General features: G+C 51.3%; 23 protein-coding genes. 17 read left to right on the plus strand and 6 right to left on the minus strand.

What is annotated here, in order from left to right; all coding sequences use genetic code 11:
* Positions 1-279 precede the first annotated feature (279 nt).
* Complete coding sequence (gene adhP / locus NSCA4_RS0106135; RefSeq protein WP_016687317.1) at positions 280-1,323, minus strand: alcohol dehydrogenase AdhP; 1,044 nt, start codon at positions 1,321-1,323, stop codon at positions 280-282.
* Between the two features lie 432 nt (positions 1,324-1,755).
* Between adhP and NSCA4_RS0106140 the strand changes: the two genes are divergently transcribed.
* The gene (locus NSCA4_RS0106140; RefSeq protein ID WP_016687318.1) at positions 1,756-3,231 is read left to right on the plus strand and encodes an aldehyde dehydrogenase family protein; all 1,476 of its coding nucleotides are present in this window, start codon (positions 1,756-1,758) and stop codon (positions 3,229-3,231) included.
* Positions 3,232-4,000: 769 nt separating this feature from the next.
* Here the strand turns inward: NSCA4_RS0106140 and NSCA4_RS0106145 are convergent.
* From NSCA4_RS0106145 to dnaE, 3 genes are all read right to left on the minus strand, one after another.
* Positions 4,001-4,255: a hypothetical protein gene (locus NSCA4_RS0106145; protein WP_029609581.1), complete on the minus strand. Its 255-nt coding sequence runs from the start codon at positions 4,253-4,255 to the stop codon at positions 4,001-4,003.
* A gap of 237 nt (positions 4,256-4,492) precedes the next feature.
* The gene (gene ubiD / locus NSCA4_RS0106150; RefSeq protein ID WP_016687320.1) at positions 4,493-5,971 is read right to left on the minus strand and encodes a 4-hydroxy-3-polyprenylbenzoate decarboxylase; all 1,479 of its coding nucleotides are present in this window, start codon (positions 5,969-5,971) and stop codon (positions 4,493-4,495) included.
* A 129-nt stretch (positions 5,972-6,100) separates the two neighbouring features.
* On the minus strand, positions 6,101-9,535 hold the full coding sequence (gene dnaE, locus NSCA4_RS0106155; RefSeq protein WP_016687321.1) for a DNA polymerase III subunit alpha: 3,435 nt from the start codon (positions 9,533-9,535) through the stop codon (positions 6,101-6,103).
* Positions 9,536-9,547: 12 nt separating this feature from the next.
* On the opposite strand from dnaE, the gene NSCA4_RS12905 reads away from it, so the two are divergent.
* Positions 9,548-9,859 (plus strand): hypothetical protein, encoded by a 312-nt coding sequence (locus tag NSCA4_RS12905; protein WP_176621477.1) that lies wholly within the window; start codon positions 9,548-9,550, stop codon positions 9,857-9,859.
* Between the two features lie 157 nt (positions 9,860-10,016).
* Positions 10,017-10,919: a ribokinase gene (locus NSCA4_RS0106165; protein WP_003741510.1), complete on the plus strand. Its 903-nt coding sequence runs from the start codon at positions 10,017-10,019 to the stop codon at positions 10,917-10,919.
* 367 nt (positions 10,920-11,286) lie between these two features.
* On the opposite strand, the gene NSCA4_RS0106170 is transcribed toward NSCA4_RS0106165, so the two are convergent.
* Complete coding sequence (locus tag NSCA4_RS0106170) at positions 11,287-12,006, minus strand: LexA family transcriptional regulator (protein ID WP_029609582.1); 720 nt, start codon at positions 12,004-12,006, stop codon at positions 11,287-11,289.
* A 213-nt stretch (positions 12,007-12,219) separates the two neighbouring features.
* Between NSCA4_RS0106170 and NSCA4_RS0106175 the strand changes: the two genes are divergently transcribed.
* The gene (locus tag NSCA4_RS0106175; protein WP_016687324.1) at positions 12,220-12,474 is read left to right on the plus strand and encodes a helix-turn-helix domain-containing protein; all 255 of its coding nucleotides are present in this window, start codon (positions 12,220-12,222) and stop codon (positions 12,472-12,474) included.
* A gap of 68 nt (positions 12,475-12,542) precedes the next feature.
* Entirely contained in the window at positions 12,543-14,534 is a 1,992-nt protein-coding gene (locus tag NSCA4_RS0106180; protein ID WP_016687325.1) for a Mu transposase C-terminal domain-containing protein, read from the plus strand.
* Positions 14,535-14,600: 66 nt separating this feature from the next.
* Here NSCA4_RS0106180 and NSCA4_RS0106185 read toward each other — a convergent pair whose 3' ends face one another.
* Positions 14,601-14,858, minus strand: a complete 258-nt coding sequence (locus tag NSCA4_RS0106185) for a hypothetical protein (protein WP_016687326.1) — start codon at positions 14,856-14,858, stop codon at positions 14,601-14,603.
* Positions 14,859-14,903: 45 nt separating this feature from the next.
* Here NSCA4_RS0106185 and NSCA4_RS0106190 point away from each other — a divergent pair, with 45 nt between their 5' ends.
* The 12 genes from NSCA4_RS0106190 to NSCA4_RS0106245 all read left to right on the plus strand — a co-directional run bounded on the left by NSCA4_RS0106190 (position 14,904) and on the right by NSCA4_RS0106245 (position 19,658).
* A complete protein-coding gene (locus NSCA4_RS0106190; RefSeq protein ID WP_016687327.1) occupies positions 14,904-15,818 on the plus strand; it encodes an AAA family ATPase in 915 nt (304 codons plus the stop codon).
* A gap of 90 nt (positions 15,819-15,908) precedes the next feature.
* Positions 15,909-16,175 carry a hypothetical protein gene (locus tag NSCA4_RS0106195; protein WP_016687328.1) on the plus strand — a complete coding sequence of 89 codons (267 nt, stop codon included), beginning with the start codon at positions 15,909-15,911 and terminating at the stop codon, positions 16,173-16,175.
* Complete coding sequence (locus NSCA4_RS15520) at positions 16,168-16,305, plus strand: hypothetical protein (protein WP_016687329.1); 138 nt, start codon at positions 16,168-16,170, stop codon at positions 16,303-16,305. Before NSCA4_RS0106195 ends, NSCA4_RS15520 begins: the two co-directional genes overlap by 8 nt.
* Before the next feature lie 2 nt (positions 16,306-16,307).
* Positions 16,308-16,508 carry a hypothetical protein gene (locus tag NSCA4_RS0106205; protein WP_016687330.1) on the plus strand — a complete coding sequence of 67 codons (201 nt, stop codon included), beginning with the start codon at positions 16,308-16,310 and terminating at the stop codon, positions 16,506-16,508.
* A complete protein-coding gene (locus NSCA4_RS0106210; protein ID WP_016687331.1) occupies positions 16,502-16,840 on the plus strand; it encodes a hypothetical protein in 339 nt (112 codons plus the stop codon). The genes NSCA4_RS0106205 and NSCA4_RS0106210 overlap by 7 nt, the downstream gene beginning before the upstream one ends.
* The gene (locus tag NSCA4_RS15525; protein WP_016687332.1) at positions 16,837-17,013 is read left to right on the plus strand and encodes a hypothetical protein; all 177 of its coding nucleotides are present in this window, start codon (positions 16,837-16,839) and stop codon (positions 17,011-17,013) included. Before NSCA4_RS0106210 ends, NSCA4_RS15525 begins: the two co-directional genes overlap by 4 nt.
* A gap of 10 nt (positions 17,014-17,023) precedes the next feature.
* Positions 17,024-17,689: a DUF7168 domain-containing protein gene (locus NSCA4_RS0106220; protein WP_255265284.1), complete on the plus strand. Its 666-nt coding sequence runs from the start codon at positions 17,024-17,026 to the stop codon at positions 17,687-17,689.
* Positions 17,686-17,856 carry a hypothetical protein gene (locus tag NSCA4_RS15530; protein WP_003744997.1) on the plus strand — a complete coding sequence of 57 codons (171 nt, stop codon included), beginning with the start codon at positions 17,686-17,688 and terminating at the stop codon, positions 17,854-17,856. The genes NSCA4_RS0106220 and NSCA4_RS15530 overlap by 4 nt, the downstream gene beginning before the upstream one ends.
* Complete coding sequence (locus tag NSCA4_RS0106230) at positions 17,853-18,050, plus strand: hypothetical protein (protein WP_016687334.1); 198 nt, start codon at positions 17,853-17,855, stop codon at positions 18,048-18,050. Before NSCA4_RS15530 ends, NSCA4_RS0106230 begins: the two co-directional genes overlap by 4 nt.
* On the plus strand, positions 18,047-18,874 hold the full coding sequence (locus NSCA4_RS0106235; RefSeq protein ID WP_016687335.1) for an HI_1489 N-terminal domain-containing protein: 828 nt from the start codon (positions 18,047-18,049) through the stop codon (positions 18,872-18,874). Before NSCA4_RS0106230 ends, NSCA4_RS0106235 begins: the two co-directional genes overlap by 4 nt.
* Before the next feature lies 1 nt (position 18,875).
* The gene (locus NSCA4_RS12910; protein ID WP_016687336.1) at positions 18,876-19,121 is read left to right on the plus strand and encodes a hypothetical protein; all 246 of its coding nucleotides are present in this window, start codon (positions 18,876-18,878) and stop codon (positions 19,119-19,121) included.
* A 15-nt stretch (positions 19,122-19,136) separates the two neighbouring features.
* Positions 19,137-19,658: a host-nuclease inhibitor Gam family protein gene (locus NSCA4_RS0106245; RefSeq protein WP_016687337.1), complete on the plus strand. Its 522-nt coding sequence runs from the start codon at positions 19,137-19,139 to the stop codon at positions 19,656-19,658.
* The last annotated feature ends 142 nt before the right edge of the window (positions 19,659-19,800 follow it).

A 19,800-nucleotide genomic window follows, 5' to 3' on the forward strand; every position in this document is an offset into this window, starting at 1 on the left:
CATCATATAGTGGATTAAATTTAAACCAGTACGGCGTTGCCTCGCCTTAGCTCAAAGAGAACGATTCTCTAAGGTGCTGAAGCACCAAGTGAATCGGTTCCGTACTATTTGTACTGTCTGCGGCTTCGTCGCCTTGTCCTGATTTTTGTTAATCCACTATACCTGTCGATGCGTGAATGACGGCGCAAGATTTTTATTGTCATGCCGATAAATTAAAGATCGTCTGAAACCCCAAAACAAGGTTTCAGACGACCTTTTTAGTCAACTGCCTACATCAAATTAATGATGACCGCAGCCACATTCTTTTTTCATGTCGATAACCATGCGGCCGGTGATTTTGCCTTCTCGCATTTCTTGGAAAATCGCCGGAGCCTCGTCCAAAGCACGCAGTTGGACTTTCGGTACCACCAAGCCTTCTGCGCCGAATTGGAAAGCTTCTTCCAAGTCTTTGCGCGTACCGACCAGCGAGCCGACCACTTCGATGCCGTCCAAGACCAGACGCGGGATGGACAGGTCCATAGATTCGGGCGGCAGACCGATGGCAACGACGCGGCCGCCTGCGCGGACGCAGTCCACAGCGGAGTTGAACGCGGCAGCGGATACGGCGGTAACAACGGCTGCGTGTGCGCCGCCGGTTTTTTCTTGAATCACTTTGGCAGCGTCTTCTTTGGCGGCGTTGATGACTAAATCTGCGCCGCTTTCTTTAGCGAATGCCAGTTTTTCATCGTTGATGTCGATGGCGACAACGTGTGCGCCGAATACTTTTTTCGCGTATTGGACACCCAAGTTACCCAAACCGCCCGCACCGTAAATGGCAATCCATTGTCCCGGACGCACGCCGGAAACTTTCACGCCTTTGTAAGTGGTTACGCCGGCGCAGGTAATGCTGGAAGCTTGCGCAGGGTCGAGGCCGTCGGGTACTTTGACGGCGTAGTCTGCATCGACGATACAGTGGGTCGCCATGCCGCCGTCGGCGGTGTAGCCTGCGTTCAATACGGAACGACACAAGGTTTCGCGGCCGGTATTACAGTATTCGCACGAACCGCAGCTTTGGAACAACCATGCGATGCTGACGCGGTCGCCGACTTTCAGGGCGTTCGCGCCCGCAGCGACTTCTTTGACGATGCCGATGCCTTCGTGTCCCAACACGCGGCCCGGTTTTTCGCCGTAGTCGCCTGCCGCAACGTGCAAGTCGGTATGGCACACGCCGCAATATTCGACTTCAACCAACGCCTCGCCGTATTCCAACGGGCGCACTTCGCGTTCTACAACTTCTACATCGCCCTCTACATTTTGATTCACAACAACAGCTTGCATCTTCATAGTGTTCTCCTTGGCATTCGTAAGAAATCCGTAAAAGGTCGGGTAGGAGGTAAACCCCCTGCAAATGAGAATACTCCCCTTCATTTCGCTGTGTCAACACCCTATCTTTTTGAAAAATAAGAAATAAAATGTTATATTATAACAATCTGTTTGCGTAGAAATATATCTGCCAAGCCGCTGAAAAATTCTTACACGTATCATGTAAAAAAGGTCGTCTGAAAACTTTAAATACATTAACAAACCCGCTTCATTTCCATGCGGAGTCAAGCCTTACCGGATTGGATTTCCTATTTTAGAAAATTACATATTTGGAATTTTGAGAACGTTATCATTTTTAATGCTTGAACTTAAACAGAAAAAATACTATCCTGTTTTCAGACGACGTTGGAGATACGTCCGAAACCTCAAGAAGATAACCAAGGAGACAGCATCATGGCAAAAGATTTAAATGTGTTTGATAAAGAGTACGGTCTCTTAATCAATGGCGAATGGACAAAACCCGGCGCACTTTTGGATTCGCACAATCCCGCCAACGGCGAAGTACTGGCAAAGTTTACCGACGCATCCGATGCCGATGTTGATGCTGCGGTTGCCGCTGCGCAAGAAGCGTTCAAAACATGGCGCAAAACCACCACCACCGAACGCGCTGCCATCCTCAACAAAATCGCCGATGTGATTGACGAAAACTTGGAATTGTTCGCCTTGCAGGAAACGCTGGACAACGGCAAACCCATCCGCGAAACCCGCGCCGCCGATATACCTTTGGCTTCCGACCATTTCCGCTACTTTGCCAGCGTAATCCGCGGCGAAGAAGGCACTGCCACCCAGCTTGACTCCGAAGACCTGTCTATCGTCCTGCGCGAACCTATCGGCGTAGTCGGTCAAATTATCCCGTGGAACTTCCCTTTCCTGATGGCGGCTTGGAAAATCGCACCCGCACTTGCCGCAGGCTGTACCATCGTCATCCACCCGTCTTCCAGCACTTCGCTGAGCCTGTTGTCGCTCGCTCAAAAAATTAACCACCTGCTGCCTAAAGGCGTGCTGAACATCATCACCGGACGCGGTTCTAAATCCGGCGAATACATGCTGCACCACAAAGGCTTCAACAAACTCGCCTTCACCGGCTCGACCGAAATCGGCCGCCGCATCGGCATCGCTGCCGCCGAAATGCTCATTCCCTCCACCTTGGAGCTGGGCGGCAAATCCGCCAACATCTTCTTTGACGACATGCCGTTTGACAAAGCCCTCGAAGGCGCGCAAAAAGGCATTTTGTTCAACCAAGGTCAAGTGTGCTGCGCCGGTTCGCGCATCTTCGTACAAGAAGGCATTTACGACAAATTCGTCAACGCCTTGGCTGAAGAGTTCAAAAAAATCAAAGTCGGCTTACCTTGGGAAGACGACACCCAAATGGGTTCGCAAGTCAACGCCGGTCAGCTTGAAACCATTTTGAAATACGTCAAAATCGGCGAACAAGAAGGTTGCCGCATCATCACCGGCGGTAAGAAAATCGAAGGCGAATTGGGCAAAGGCGAATTTGTCGAGCCGACCTTAATTGAAGCCGGCAGCAACAGCGCACGCGTCGCCCAAGAAGAAATCTTCGGCCCGGTTGCTACCGTGATTAAATTCAAAACCGAAGAAGAAGTCATCAAAATGGCGAACGACAGCGAGTACGGCTTGGGCGGTGCAGTGTGGAGTACCGACATCAACCGCTGCCTGCGCGTTTCCAATGCGCTGGAAACCGGCCGCGTTTGGGTGAACTGCTACAACCGCCTGCCCGCAGGCGCACCGTTCGGCGGCTACAAAACTTCAGGCATCGGTCGCGAAACCCACAAAATGATGCTCGCCGCCTACACGCAGGTGAAAAACATCTACATCTCCACTCGCGAAGAGCGCGAAGGCTTCTATTGATTGCCTGTTGAACATCGTTTATTGATGTAGAAAAAAGGTCGTCTGAAATCCGGATTCGGGGTTCAGACGACCTTTTTGTGTTGACTGGATTTTTATGAGTACTTGTCGTTATCGAAAAACAAACCGTCAGGCTTGGCTTTGGGAAAGATTAAACGGTTTGCAGGAGATCTATGAAGTCAAAGGGTAGAGGTAATTTCGCTATACGGTGTTTCGCCATCATGATTAACGGATAAGGTTCCAAGCCATTTTGATGGCAATCAATTGGAAATGTCGGATTCGAGAATCAGACCTACGGCAAAAACCGTAGCATGAGAATAGAAACCCATAGCGTGGGCTTTGACCATGAATCAAACCCAAAATTGCAGACGACTTTTTTACCTAGCATCATCGTGGGCAAAGCCCACGCTACAATGCACACCGACGGGGCAATAGGTGGTCTGAAAACAGGGGGCAATTTTTGCCGAAACCTCTACCGTCATTCCCGCGCAGGCGGGAATCCATTTTTTAAGTTCAGAAACTGTTTTTCAAATTAAGGTTTCTTAGGTTTTACGATGGATTCCCGCCTGCACGGGAATGACGGCATTTGATGACATGCCGGATTTAAAGTTAAGTATATTTACTATAGAAAGCCGGATAAATCCGTTATTTCAAATTTAACGAATTTAAATTTGAAATAAGCAATAAAAGGTCGTCTGAAAATCTGTTTTCAGACGACTTTTTTTTGAAATTGCAGTCAGGTCATCGTTACCTTATCGACGGTTAAAATTACCTAGTTAGCTAAAACCTGCCACACCACCCAAGCAATGATTGTCCAAGCAAATACCATTCCCGCTGCCAATATCATCACAAATACCAGCCAGACGGCAATCTCCATCTTACGTCCGTTCGATACGCGCCGTACTTTCCGCCGGCCGCCATGCCGATATGCGCGGCGCAGAACGGAAATGCGCTTTTTGCCGTAGCTCAGGAAATCCCAAGTAGCGGCAAAGAGTTCGAGAACGCCAGCTACAAAATCCAATACCACTATTTAAATTAAACTCCGTAAAATATACTGGCGTTATAGTAAATCCAAACAAGGAATCCCTATTCCGTCATGTACGCGCAGGCGGGAACCCGAGCCCTGATTTATCAGGAATATTTAGAGGTTGCCGCGACTTCAAACTTCTGGATTCCCGCCTGCGCGGGAATAACGGTAATTGAATCTTCCCTGTTCCAATCCACTGTAAAAAACGTTTTCAGACGACCTTTTTGATGTTCGGGTTTACAACCCCAATTCCCCCCAAATCTCATCAATCTTAGCCGTAACCGCAGGGTCTTTTTTGATTACCCGTCCCCATTCGCGGTCGGTTTCGCCCGGCCATTTGTTGGTTGCGTCCAAGCCCATTTTGCCGCCGAGTCCGCTGACGGGGCTGGCGAAGTCGAGGTAGTCGATGGGCGTGTTTTCCACCAAAACGGTGTCGCGCACGGGGTCCATGCGTGTAGTTACCGCCCAGATGACTTCTTTCCAGTCGCGTACGTTCACATCGTCATCAACCACAATGATGAATTTGGTGTACATAAACTGGCGCAGGAACGACCAGCAGCCCATCATCACGCGCTTGGCGTGTCCGGCGTACTGTTTTTTCATGCTGACCACCGCCATGCGGTAGGAACAGCCTTCGGGCGGCAGGTAGAAATCGGTGATTTCGGGGAACTGCTTTTGTAAAAGCGGTACGAACACTTCGTTCAATGCCACGCCCAAAACGGCGGGTTCATCGGGCGGTTTGCCTGTGTAGGTGGAGTGGTAAATAGGGTTTTCGCGCATGGTGATGCGTTCGACCGTGAACACGGGGAAATGGTCCTGCTCGTTGTAATAGCCGGTGTGGTCGCCGTATGGGCCTTCCAACGCGGTTTCGTTCGGATGAATCACACCTTCCAACACGATTTCGGCACGGGCGGGCACTTGCAAATCGTTGCCGATACATTTCACCAGCTCCGTCCGCGAACCGCGCAGCAGTCCGGCAAACTGGTATTCGCTCAAGGTATCGGGAACAGGCGTTACCGCGCCCAAAATGGTGGCGGGGTCGCAGCCGAGCACAACGGCGACGGGATACGGCGTCTCGGGATTGAGTTTGCGGAATTCTTGATAATCCAGCGCGCCGCCGCGATGCGACAGCCAGCGCATAATCAGTTTGTTTTTACCGATGAGTTGTTGGCGGTAAATGCCTAAGTTTTGGCGTTTTTTGTGCGGACCGCGCGTTACGGTCAAGCCCCACGTTACCAGCGGCGCAACGTCTTCCGGCCAGCAATGTTGAATCGGAAGTTTATATAAATCAACGTCTTCGCCTTCCCACACAACTTCCTGACACGGCGCATTTCTCACCACATTCGGCGCCATGCTCCAAATGTCTTTCAGCAGCGGCAGTTTGGAAAATGCGTCTTTGATGCCTTTGGGCGGTTCGGGTTCTTTCAAATACGCCAGCGTCTGCCCGATTTCGCGCAGTTTGGACACGCTGTCCGCACCCATGCCCATCGCCACGCGTTCAGGCGTACCGAACAGGTTCGCCAATACTGGATAATCGTAGCGCGTGCCGTCGGGCTTAATCGGGTTTTCAAACAACAACGCCGGCCCTTCGGCACGCAGCACGCGGTCGGCGATTTCGGTCATTTCCAAATGCGGGGAAACGGGATGCGCGACGCGCTTGAGTTTGCCCTGCTGCTCGAGCAAGGCGATGAAGTCGCGTAGGTCTTTGTATTTCATGTTGATCCTTATTTGAGGTCGTCTGAAAGCCGGAGTTTGGATTTCAGACGACCTGAAACGTCAATTTTTTGTCAAATTCTTTACAGAAGTTTTAATCGGTTCCGAAACAAATTTATGGTTTACCTATAACTACCAATTCACGCGCACTGCCCTGCTGCCGAGCAGTTTTTCCAATTCATCGAATAACGCGGAGCTGGGTGTCACCATCCATTTCGGCGGCACTTGAAACCTGCCCGACGCTTTGCTGTTGCTGTACGACAGTTGCAACGGGATGTGCGACGTGTCGGGCAGGCGGTGGGCGGTGAGGATGGCGGCAAGGCGCGTGATGTCGTGGCCGGGGGCAAGGGCGAGGCTGAGGCTGCGGGCGTAGCGTTCGCGCGCCATTTGCAGGGTCATGACTTGGTTTGCCATGATGCGCAGCCCGTCGCCGCCGCCGTAATCGTCGCGGCTGACTTTGGATTCGATAATCAGCACTTGGTCGGATTTGAGGTAGTAGGCGCAGTTTTCCAGCGTCTGGCCGCTGACCATGATTTCAATCTGCCCGCTCAAATCTTCGAGGCTGACGAAGGCGATTTTGCCGCGTTTGCCCATCATGGTGCGCACTGCGGTCACGAATCCGGCGAGGCGAATGCTGTCTTGCGGTTTCAGACGACCTAATTTGGTCGGGGCGATTTGGCGGACTTCTTGGGCATACGGACCGAACGGGTGGCCGGACAGATAGAAGCCGATGACGGTTTTTTCTTCGGCGAGTTTTTCCGATTCGCTCCACATGGGAGCGTCGGCGAGCTGCACCGGTTCGATGGCATCTTCCATCATGTCAAACAGCCCGCCCTGATTGGCGTTAGCGGCTTTTTGGTCGGCGTTGTTCATGGCGAGGTCGATGTTCGCCAAGAGCATGGCGCGGTTGGGTTCGATACTGTCGAACGCGCCGCCGCGTATCAGGGCTTCGAGGGTGCGGCGGTTCATGTGTTCTTTGCCGACGCGCTCGCAGAAGTCCAAGAGGCCGGTAAACTTGCCGCCGCTTTGCCGCGCGGCGATGATGGATTCGACGGCGGCTTCGCCCGTGCCTTTAATCGCGCCGAGTGCGTAGCGGATTTTCATGTTCGGATACGGCGTGAAACGGTAGTCGGATTCGTTGATGTCGGGCGGCAGGAACTCGATGCCGTTGGCGCGGCAGTCGTCGTAGAAATGCTTGAGCTGGTCGGTGTTGTCCAATTCAGACGACATGGTCGCTGCCATAAATTCGGCGGGGTAATGGGCTTTGAGCCATGAGGTCTGATAGGAAATCAGGGCGTAGGCGGCGGCGTGGGATTTGTTGAAACCGTAGCCGGCGAATTTTTCCATGTAGTTGAAGATTTCGTCGGATTTTTCGCGCGAAATGCCTTGTTTTGCCGCGCCTTCGGCGAAGATTTCGCGGTGTTTCACCATTTCTTCGGGCTTTTTCTTACCCATGGCGCGGCGCAGCAAGTCCGCGCCGCCGAGCGAGTAGCCGCCGATAATCTGCGCCGCCTGCATCACTTGTTCCTGATACACCATAATGCCGTAGGTCGGCGCGAGGATGCCTTCGAGCAGCGGGTGGATGTATTGGAATTCCTGACCCTTCATGCGCGCGACGAAGTCGGGGATGTTGTCCATCGGGCCGGGACGGTAGAGCGACACGAAGGCGATGAGTTCTTCAAACTTGGTGGTGTGCGCCGTTTTCAGCATTTTTTTCATGCCGGTCGACTCGAACTGGAATACGGCGGTGGTGTTCGCATCGCGGAAGATTTTGTAGGCGGCTTGGTCGTCGAGCGGGATTTTGCCGACATCGACAATATCGCCGGTGGTGTTTTTGATGTTGTTCTGCGCCATTTCGATAATGGTCAGGTTGCGCAGACCCAAAAAGTCGAACTTCACCAAACCCACGTCTTCCACGTCGCCCTTGTCATACATGGATACGGGCGAGGCGGATTCGTCCGCCTGATACACGGGGCTGTAATCGGAAATCTTACCCGGCGCAATCAACACGCCGCCCGCGTGCATACCCAGACCGCGCGTCAGGTCTTCCAGCTTTTTCGCCAGCGTAATCAGTTCGTCCGCTTCTTCCGCTTCGATCAATTCCTGAATCTGCGGCTCCGCCTTCATCGCGTCGTCCAGACCCAAAGGTTTGTTGGCTTCCAGCGGAATCAGCTTCGACAGTTTGTCGCACAGGGTAAACGGCAGCTCCAGCACGCGCCCCACATCGCGGATCACCGCTTTGGACGACATCGTGCCGAAAGTCACAATCTGGCTTACCGCCTGGGCGCCGTATTTTTCGCGCACATATTCAATCACGCGCCCGCGGTTTGCCTGACAGAAGTCCACGTCGAAGTCAGGCATGGAAACGCGTTCGGGGTTTAGGAAACGTTCGAACAGCAGCGCGTATTTCAGCGGGTCGAGATCGGTAATCTTCAGCGAATACGCCACCAGCGAACCCGCACCCGAACCGCGTCCCGGCCCCACCGGACAGCCGTGCGTTTTCGCCCAGTTGATAAAGTCTTGTACGATAAGGAAATAGCCGGGGAATTTCATCTGGATGATGATGTTCAACTCAAAATCCAGCCGCTCCTGATATTCCGGCATTTTCGCCGCCCGTTCCGCCTCGTCGGGATAAAGCTGAACCATGCGTTCCTGCAAGCCCTCGTTGGACAGCTTCACTAGATAATCGTCCAGCGACAGGCCGTCGGGCGTCGGGAATAAAGGTAGGAAGTTTTTACCCAGCGTGATATGGATATTGCAGCGTTTGGCAATTTCCACCGTGTTTTCCAAGGCTTCGGGCAAGTCGGCGAAACGTTCCAGCATCGTTTCCGGCGGAATGAAAAACTGGCTCGGCGTAAAATCGCGCGGACGTTTCTTGTCCGTCAGCACCCAGCCGCCCGCGATGCACACCCGCGCCTCGTGCGCGTTGAAATCGTCGCGGCTCATAAACTGCGTCGGATGCGTCGCCACCACCGGCAAACCCAATTCCTCCGCCAGCTTCACACTGCCCGAAACGCAAGCCTCCCATTCGGGACGCTCGGGCAGGCGTTGCAGCTCCAGATAAAACGCATCGGGGAACCACGCCGCATACTTCAACGCCGCCGCACGCGCCGCGTCTTCGTTGCCGTTCAAGAGATTCACGCCCACTTCGCCGTAATGCGCGCCGCTCAAACAAATCAAGCCGCTGTTGTCGCCGTTTTCCAGCCATTCGGGATTGAGTTCCGCATGATGGACATTGCGGTCTTTGCCGACATAAGCAGCGGTCAAAAGTTCGCTCAAGCGCAGATAGCCCGCATCGTTGCGGATAACCAGCATGGCGCGGAACGGCTTGTCGGGCGCATTCGGATTGCCTATCCACACATCCGCCGCCCCGACGGGCTTAATCCCCGCGCTGCGGCAGGCTTTATAGAATTTCACCAAACCGAATTCGTTCATCAAATCGCTGATGCCCAAAGCAGGCAAACCGTATTCCTGCGCTTTGGCGATCAGTTTTTTAATCCGCACCATACCGTCGGTAATCGAGAACTCGGTATGCAGGCGCAGCGGGATGTAGGTCGGCTCGGTCATGGCAAAATCGGCGTGAACAATAAAAGGCGTATTGTAGCAGGGTTGGAAAAAGGTCGTCTGAAAACGAGCGTAGCGAGTTTCGCTAAAAAGAGTGAAGCGGGTTTCGCTAAAACGGACAAAGTGAATTTCGCTAAAACGAACGTATTGATTGGGCTTTCAGACGACCTTGGAAGAAAAATGGTACTTAAAAACAGAAAAAATTTTCTATTCTATTTAAATTTTATAAAAAACAAAATAAAAACCGACCAATGTACAGATTTAGCATTCAAACGGTATGAAATTTCCGAAATTTTACGATTTAATTACAACAAAATCCGATATTAAAATATGAAAAACGGGAATTAATATTGCATTTGCAATTCCAGCGGGTACAATGACGCAAAATGCCTATCGGCATAGAGAATGCGGTTTCCTGCATATTTCAATATTAATAAAGACCGCCTGATACGGTCGTATCGTGTTTCAAAAGGGATATATCAGAATGCTCCATACCAAAGTCGTTGTCGTCGGTAGTATCAACATGGATTTAGTAACCCGCGCCACCCAATTCGCGCGCGCGGGCGAGACTTTGCTGGGAAGCTCATTCCATCGCTACATGGGAGGCAAAGGTGCCAACCAAGCAGTTGCCGCCGCACGCCTAGGTGCATGCGTAACCATCATCGGTGCAGTCGGCGACGACGATTTCGGACTGGAAATGGTAACCAACCTCCGCCACGAAGGCATATGTACCGATTATGTCCAAACCATCATGGGACAAAACAGCGGCATGGCAAACATTACCGTTGCCGACGAAGAAAATTCCATCATCGTTATTGCCGGTGCAAATATGTATCTGACCGTCGCCGACATCGAAGCCGCAGAAGAACGGTTTGCCGAAGCCGACATCATCCTCAGCCAGCTTGAAATTCCGATGGAGTGCGTGATGGCTGCATCAAGGCTGGCAGCAAAATACAATAAACCCTTCATCCTCAATCCTGCACCCGCCCGCGCCATCCCAAAAGAATTGCTGGAACAAATTACTATCTTAACGCCCAACCGCTACGAGCTTGCCGCCAGCCTGGGAGCGCCGCAAGGCTTGTCCCCCGAAGAGTTGATTTTGAAATCCCCCTGCCCCGTCCTGATGACTTCAGGCAGCAAAGGCGCCGTATATAAAGACCCTAAAGGCCGCCTGCGTCATGTTTCAGGTTTTAAAGTACAAACCTCCGACACCACGGGTGCCAGCGATGCCTTCAATGGCGCATTGGCAGTATTCTGGCACGAAGGCATAGACATCGCCGTACGCAAGGCCTGCGCCGCTGCCGCCCTGTCTATTACCCGCTCTGGCGCACAAAACGGAATGCCTTTCGAATTCGAGCTAAGCGGCTTCCTCGCCTCTCAAAAATAAGGTTTGATGCGGCATATTTCTCCCTTAGTCAACATCGTCTGAAACTGCCACATATAAATAAATCGGAATTAAGGTCTAATCTTCATTTCGGTACATAAATAAACAGCAATCACAATAAAAACGTCGTCTGAAAATCCTTTTCAAGTTTTCAGACGACGTTTTCTGTGGGGGGCTGTTAGTTTTTGCACAAATAATAAGTAATATAAAAAAACGCCGAAATCTTGGAAAGACGTGGATTTCGGCGTTTTTGTGTTTGGAAAAAAATTGCATCAGCTTTTTCACAAAACCGCGCGGGAATGCGCGGTTTTTTGTTGAAAGCTGTCGGGTTTTGATAGGTTTTTAAACGGGTTTTAAGAGGTTTTTAAAATCAGTTCACGGAGCGGCCGAACCATTCGACGCGTCCGATGATGGCGATGTCGGTGTTGTCGGTTGTGAGGTCGATTTCAAAAGGCTCGTAGAGGGGATTGGCGGATTTAACTAAGAGCCGTCCGGGCAGGCGTTGGATGTTTTTGACGAAAAGGTCGTTGCCTATGCGTAGGACGTACAGGCCGTCGCGCGGCTCGGTTTCGGCGTGGTTGATTAGGATGTTGTCGCCGTGGTTCAGGATGCCTTCCATTGAATCGCCTTTGACGGCAATTACGGAGAGTTTGTCTGTTTGGCGGGTGACGTAGTTTTCTATCCAGTAGCGGCGGAAAGCCATACAGAATAAGGGTTTTTCATCGCTTACGGTTTTTCCATGCCCTGCTGCTGCTTCGACGCTGTATCGCGGGATAAAGACAAACTCACGCAAATCGACGGGGTTGCCGAGCGTATCGACCGCGCCTGCGCCGCTATCTGATACGGGAAAGGCTCCGGCATTCTCAGGACGGGCGCGGTCAAGGTATGGCACGCCCTTGCCTGTCAGCAACCAGTTGAGGTCGCAGCCTGTAACTTCTTGAATCTTTACGAGGTAATCAGCCGTCGGGACTGCCCCCTCTTTCCAAACTCTATTAAAGCCAGATGCTGACATATCTATCTTGTTATAGATGTCAGACGGCTTTACACCATCAGGCCAAAGGGATTTGAGCCTCTCTAAAAAAGTATCCATAGCGCTCACTCATTTAAGCAAAAGATTAAGCAAAAAAGTGTTTCTTTTGCTTAAATAAAATTACTCAAATAATCAAAATGTTATTAAATTAATCTCTTTTTTGCGTAAAATAATTTAGCAAAAGAGTTGCAAGAAACTATTTTGCTAAATATAATTCACTCACTTACTCAATAACGGCGAGTAACAAACCTACTTAATTAAGGAAATCCAAAGATGAAAAAAAAGCAAGAAACCATGACTGATTGGCATCGTGCTGACATTGTGGCTCGTCTTAAAAAGGCGGGCTGGTCGGTAAGAGCATTATCTATTCAAGCCAATTTGGCACCGAATACATTAGGGAAGGCTTTAGATGCCCCATACCTAAAAGGCGAAAAGATTATAGCTGCTGCAATCGGAGTGCCGGCAGAAGAGATTTGGCCTTCTAGGTTTGAGAAAAGAAACCGTAAGCCTACTTTCCCAAGTCTGTAAATAGATAACGGTTTTGCTAAAGAGTTCCAAAAGGGTAACGCATTTAAGCAAAAATAGAAAGCATAAATATGAAAATATCTGCATCAGATATTGCGAAATTGGGTATCCCAAGTCTGCCAACTGATAGGCAAGGGATTGAATACCATGCCAAGAAAAACAATTGGCAACACTGTTTTGAGCAAATAGGAAGAGGCAGACCCAAAAAACTGTATGAAATTGCCTCTCTCCCCGCCGAAATCCGAGCCGCAATCATGAAACGTCAGGCAGACGAAATGGCGGAGAGTATGCCGAAAGCCCTACCCCAAATCAGACAGGAGAAGACGGCGATGTCGCCTCAAGTCTTGGCGGAAGCGGCAAAGCGATTGAACGAGAAACAACGGTCGGTGGCGGATGCGCGATGTGCGGTGGTGGCGGCGGTGTTGGGTATCAAATATCAATACGGTTGCTCTGCCAAGGTTGCGGTGGCTCAGTTTTTGAGGCTGCTGGCGGAGGGTAAGTTGGACGAGGTTACGCTCGGCAACTTGGAAACGGCAAATGACCGCAGCCGGTCGGCAAAGGTTGGCGAACGTACTTTAGACGGCTGGATTTCTGCCTACCTTAAGGCGGAAAACGCGACGGAGCGGTTGGTCTCTTTGGCTCCGAAGGTAACTAAGGCGGTCAAACCGATTGAGAGCTACGGTTGGTTGCCGACATTTATGCAGTTTCACAATATTCCGTCCGCGCCAAAATTGGCACACAGCTACCGCCGATTTGTGCAGTGGGCTGAAGCGGAAAATATGCCGGTCAATGATGTGCCTAACTTGAGTATGGTGCGGCGCGTTTGGGAAAAGCTCCCGCTGATTATGCAGGAGCGCGGCAGGAAAACGGGGGCGGCTTATAAATCGCTGCTGCCTTATGTGAAACGTGATTGGGGGGCTTTGAAGCCGAACGATGTTTGGATCGGCGACGGCCACAGCTTTAAGGCGAAGGTGGCGCACCCTGTACACGGCAGACCGTTTAAGCCTGAAGTGACGGTGATTATTGATGGTTGTACGCGGTTTGTGGTCGGTTTTTCGGTGTCGTTGGCTGAAAGTTGTGTGGCGGTATCGGACGCTCTGCGTATCGGGGTCAAGCACTTTGGTTTGCCGATTATCTACTACTCGGATAACGGCGGCGGTCAGACAGGCAAGACGATTGACCATGAAATCACGGGTATTACGTCCCGATTGGGTATCCGCCATGAAACGGGTATCGCGGGCAATCCGCAAGGTCGAGGCATCATCGAGCGATGGTGGAAAGACAATCTGATTGAGATGGCGCGCCAGTATGAGACGTTTGCGGGCGCGGGGATGGACAGCAGCACGAAGAATCTGATGTACCGCAAGATGGAAAGTGCGTTTAACGCTTTGGAAAAAGGCAAGGAGTTGACGGTAGAACAGCAAAAATATTTGAAAAAGCTGCCGAGCTGGTCGCAATTTATCGCGGATGTGGTCAAGTGTATTGACGAATACAACAACCGCCCACACGGCGAGCTGCCCCGACATCCGGACGGCGGGCATTACACGCCGAAGGCTTATCGGGAAATGAGGCTGGAACAGGACGGTATCGCGCCGGATATGTTGTCGGCGGAAGAGCTGGCGACGATGTTTATGCCGCAGGAGGTGCGAAAGGTACAGCGCGGTTGGCTGGATTTGTTCAACAACTCTTATTTTTCAGTCGAGCTGGCGGAGTATCACAAAGACGAGGTACGGGTCAGCTACGATTTGGACGATGCGTCGGTGGTCAATGTGTTTGATATGGACGGCAAGTTTATTACGAAGGCACAAGTCAACGGCAATAGCCGCGAGGCGTTCCCGACGGCGCGTATCGACCAACTGGCGGAAAAACGCCGAAAAGGCAAAATCAAGCGGGCGGAAAATGCAATCAAGCTCGCGAATGCGGAAGTCAATCCGGCTCTGGAACAGGCTGCGGTTTGGGACGAGCTGGGACATTTGGGCGGAAACGTCATCGAGGCGGAGTATGCGGTATTGCCGAGAACGGGAACAGACGACGAGATTGTCTTGTTTGAGGCGGATATGTAAAGGAAAACATGATGGACAAACAGAAAAATGCGGCGTTTCCGACCGAGCTTGTTGAAAAATTGAAACTCAAGCGAGCTCTTGGGCGGATTCAACGAGCTCAAGTAAAGATTCAAGGTGTTCCCGCTGAACAGAATCAGGCTCAAACGTTTTTGCCTGCGCTTGAAGGAAGCGGCGAACCTGCTCAATCGAAGTCGGCTCTTGACGGGTAATCCGCTGGAGCAGCCAGGCAAGTACGAAGGAATCGGTAAGCGACCTGTCTTCCAAGTCTTGAACGGCGACTTCCAGCATGATCAGACGTTTTTCTAAATCGGGTAACTCTTTCATTTCAGACGACCTTTAAAGGTTGTTTAAAACTCAAGGATATTAAAAATGAAACAAATTAATCAAGCATTGCAGCAAAAACTTACTGAATTTAAAGCCAAATCGGGTATGAACCAAACCGAACTGGCACGCGGTATCGGGGTATCTCCGGCATCTATCAGCATGTATTTGAATAATACCTACGCTGAAAAAGGCGGCAAATATGAAACCATCGAGCCGAAAATCGAAGCGTTTTTAGAGGTGCAGGAAAGTAAGGCGCAACGCGAAGAGCTGGTTTTGGGGTTTGTATCGACCAAGACAACCCGCCGAATCTCTGAAGTGATGCGCGACGCACATGAAGCGGGCGACACGGTCGTTATCTACGGCCAAGCGGGTTTGGGCAAGACGCAAGCGGTCAAAAACTACTGCGAGAAGAATCCCGCCGCCATCCTGATTGAGGCTAATCCGAGCTTTACGGCACTTGTGCTGATGCGCAAGCTGGCGGCAGCGGCGAAGGTCTCAACGGTTGGCAGCCTGAATGATTTGTTTGAGTCTGTATCTGACCGCCTGCGTGATTCGGGTCGTCTGATTGTGGTCGATGAAGCGGAAAACCTGCCTTTTCGCGCCCTTGAGATTATCCGCCGACTGCATGACGACACGGGCTGCGGTTTGGTTTTAAGCGGTATGCCGCGATTGGTGGCGAATCTGCGCGGTAAGCATGGCGAGCTGGTACAGCTTTATAGCCGCGTATCGGTTGCGCTGAATTTGGGTGACTCCATGCCGGATGACGAATTGGAGGAAATTGCCAGAGCGGCGATGCCGGAAGCAGACGATGCGACGATTGCGGAACTGGTCAAACAAAGCAACGGCAATACGCGACGGATGAGCAAGTTGATGTGCGGTGCGGTACGAACGGCGAATAAAAACGGCATCAAAATGCAATCGGGCATCATCAAAAAATACTCGACATTGATTATCCGATAGGTCGTCTGAAACGGTAAGTCTTTGACAGGGCTATATATTTTTTTACCCTATGATTTTAATAAGTTATTGTTTTTAAAGGAAAACGCAAAAATGAATGTTTTAAAGAACGTTGATTGGAAGATGTTTGTGGCGCGCTCTTTTTGGCGGTGGGTGCCGGTTGGTTTGACGGTGGGCGTGTGGTGTTTTGTGGGTGGAATGGCGTTGTATGGCTGCACCCAAGAACCCGAACCTATTGCGAAAGAGCTGACGAAGGTTGAGGCGATGGAAAGACAGGCGGATTTGGAAGTTTTGAAAACGGAACGTGCCTACGAGGCAATGAGTGTGGAGCAGAAGATGGAAGGAGTGGTTTATGAATAAGTTCAGACGTCCAAAACGGGGACTGAACCGAGCCAAGAAATTGGCTTTGAAACGGGCAGTCGAGGAAATCCGCGCCAAGTACGGCGAACGGGCGATTACTAAGGGATGGCGCAAGCCGGAAGGGAAGTAAAAATGATGGAAATTTGGATGATTTGGATGATTTTGGGGGCTGCGCTGGGCGCGGTGATCGGGATGTTTATCTACGCGGAAGGCATCTTGCTCGAAAACGAGCGTCTGCGCGGGATTTTGAGAGTGGAAGTTGCGGCGCGTGAGGTGTTGGAGGCATGGATGGACGCGGCATACCTCAGCCGGAAGGGAGGCGGGAAATGTTAACCAAATTGAAACCCTGCCGAGTTTGCAAACAGATGAAGCCTGAATCGGCATTTGCGTGGACTTTGGACAAAAACGGGGTACGGAAGCGAACCCAACGTTGCGCGAAATGTTGGGCGGAGCAGATGGAAAAAGAAGCTCGGTTGAATATGGAATGGCATCGCGAAAAGCGCGGGACGGTACTTGAGTTTGGACGACCTGCCGTCGCCCGCTCGGTTTGGGGCGACAGTTGGCCTGCCGCTCCTGAGATTATGGATAACCGGTACTGGCCGGCAACAGATACGCGCAAAGCGGATGCCGAATGGGCATTGAAATTTAGGGAGTCTGCGAAATGAGCTTTAAAAGACGGAACAACGATTGGCAGGCATGGGGGCAACACCGCCGTCGCGCGACGAAGTTTATGGTAAAGCGGAACCGCGATCAGGAAGTCGCCAAATATCAGGCGCAGTTTGAAGATAAGGACGGCAAAGGTCGTCTGAAAGAAGAAAAGGAAATGAAAAATGGATAAGCAGGCAGTTTTGGAAAAAATCAAAAAGTGTTTGGCTTTGAGCAAATCGGCAAATGAACACGAGGCGGCGCAGGCAATGAAACAGGCGCAGGCACTGATGAAAAAGTATGAAGTTGATGCTGTTGATGTTGTCTTGTCGGAAGTCTCCGAGCGTGGCAGCGGTCGGAAGATGGCAGTTAAGCTGGCCGAATGGCAGTGGGCTGTCGCAAACATGATTTCCGAAGTTTTCGGGTGCAAATGTTATCAACAGGGAGATGCAATGGTTTTTTACGGTTTGGGCAACCGAGCCGAGATTGCTTCCTATGCTTTTGATGTGGTCTATCGGCAGATTTCCGCCGCCCGCCGCGAATTTCTGAAAACCTGCCGAGCAAGAAAACCCTCAAACCGAACCTATCTTGCCGACCAGTTTTGTAACGGATGGATGATGGGGGCGTGGGGTGCCGTCAAAGAATTTGAGATGTCAGACGATGAAAAGGCGGTCATGGCTGACTATAAAAGAAAAAAACATCCACATATCGCCAAGGCGGTAGTTAGAGACGCCAAGTCGTCCAAACTGGACGGGAGTGCCGCGATGATTGAGGCAATAGTCAAGGGGCAGGCGGCAGGGCAAAAAGTGCAATTGCACCACGCGATGAACGGCGCGGAAGGCGTTAAACAAATTGGAGAACGGAAATGAACGAAAAAGATTTAATCGAATGGCTGGAAGACCGTGGAGAACTCATGGTCATGAAAAAGGACGGTGAAGGTTTCGTGATCGCCGCCCGCGCGCCGGACGGTATTTGGAAAACGGCGGAGGCGGCAACGCTGACAATGGCAATAGAAGCTTGGGAGGAAATGCGATGACTACCGGAATGATGATTTATCTATTGGTCTGCGGGCTGATTGGTTTGGCACTGGTGGTTTTGGCACTGATGAGCCTGATTGAAAACTGGTTTAAGCAGCGGACTAAAGCTGTTGTTTTGGATGCCTGCGGTATGTTTTTTGGGTTGGTTGTTGTCCTTGTGGCGTTTTTGGCGATTCTTGGGGTGATTAAATGAATATCAAATGCCAGAACTGCGGGGCGGTGCATAGTCTGGACAGCTTAATCAACGATGCCGACGCATCGGCTGTATTGCGGGCTGTGTTGGAGATGGACGCTGAAATGGGCAAGGCGGCGATAAGGTATGTCGGCTTGTTCCGCCCCGCCAAGTCGCAGTTGAGCTGGGCGCGTACGGCGAAGCTCTTAAACGAGTTGATGCTGATGATTAAAGCGCAGGAGGCGGTACGCGACGGGGTGTCCTACCCCGCTCCCGCCGAGGCTTGGCTGCACGGCTTTAACGGAACGGTCAACGCCCGCGACCAAGGTCGTCTGAAACTGCCCTTAAAGTCGCATGGTTATTTGCTGGAGATTGTGAGCCAGTGGCAGGGTTCGGGGTTGCCCTCTCCCCAGTCCTCTCCAACAGGGAGACTGGGCGAAGGCGGCGCGCCGTCAAAACTGCGGCAAGGTGTGGCAGCCTTGGGCGAATGGGCAGGGAATGATTGGGCAAAACGTGAAATTGCATCAGGTTTTTCGCTGCTCGCCGCGCTGAATCTGCCCAACCGCCCCGCAGCGCAGGATATGCCGGTAGTTGCGGAAATTTGGTATCGGAAACTGATGGAGACAAAAGAAATCGTCTCGCCGGAATATGACCCGATACGGATTCAGAGTGGGTTTAAGGTGTTGCAGGCGGCGGAAACGTGGCCGCAACCCGCCGAACTGCTCCGCAACCTGCCGCCACGGTTGATACCAAGGGCGATGCTGGCAAAGCCCGCGCCGGACAAAGAAAAAGGTCGTCTGAAAATGGCGAAAGTGAGAGAAGTTTTAAATAAGAAAGGTAAGTGAAATGAAAGAGTATGTTTTTAAAATTGTTTCGGAAAATGGGAAGTGTCGCGTCGAGTTGCCCGAAATCAAGATAAACGGTGAGTATCAAGCTCCCGACCTGATGGCTGCGTTGACAACGGAATTTTTAGACAGCGCATGCAGTGATGCCGCCCGAGATACGGAAGGATTTATCAAGGCTACTGTCACTAATTTAAAAGTATTGCAACTGGCAAGACAGTTGAGAGATGCGGAACGAAAAGTAAATTAAGAAAGGAAAAAGCAAATGGCTAAACAACGTATCAAACAGGCGGCAATCGAAGCCGCACAAGACAAAACCGAAGTAACGGCGCATATCCGTGCGATTGGCGACCTGAACCGCGAAATCAAACGCTTGGAAACCGAAGCGGGCGATAAAAAAGCGGTGATTGAAGAAGAATACGCCGCGCTTGCCGCTCCGTTGAAAGCCGAGTCGGAACGCCTGACTGCTGCCGTCGCCGCCTACTGTGAGGCACACAAGGACGATCTGACGGAAAACGGCAAGACCAAGACGGTGGATTTTGTGACGGGACTCGTCAAATGGCGTATCCGCCCGCCTAGCGTCAAGGTAACAGGCGTCGCCGCCGTCTTGGCTTGGATGTCGGAAAAAACGGCATATCAAAGCTTTATCCGCACCAAGCAGGAAATCGACAAAGATGCCATTCTGAATGAGCGCGATCAGTTTGCCAATGGCCAAGTGCCGGGTATTAAGATTGTGTCGGGGCTTGAAGATTTTGTGATTGAGCCTACTGAGCAGGAGTTGATGTAGAAGTGTTTTAAAGTCTTTAACAGGATATTCAACACCGGTTTTAACAAGCTGTTAAAACCGGTGTTGAATTTTTACAATACTAGATATGCCACTTTTACCTCAATATTTCTAAATCGGCACAATATATTGGATTCTATACTGG

The organism is Neisseria sicca 4320, assembly GCF_000193735.1.
In the GTDB taxonomy this organism is placed as follows: domain Bacteria; phylum Pseudomonadota; class Gammaproteobacteria; order Burkholderiales; family Neisseriaceae; genus Neisseria; species Neisseria sicca_E.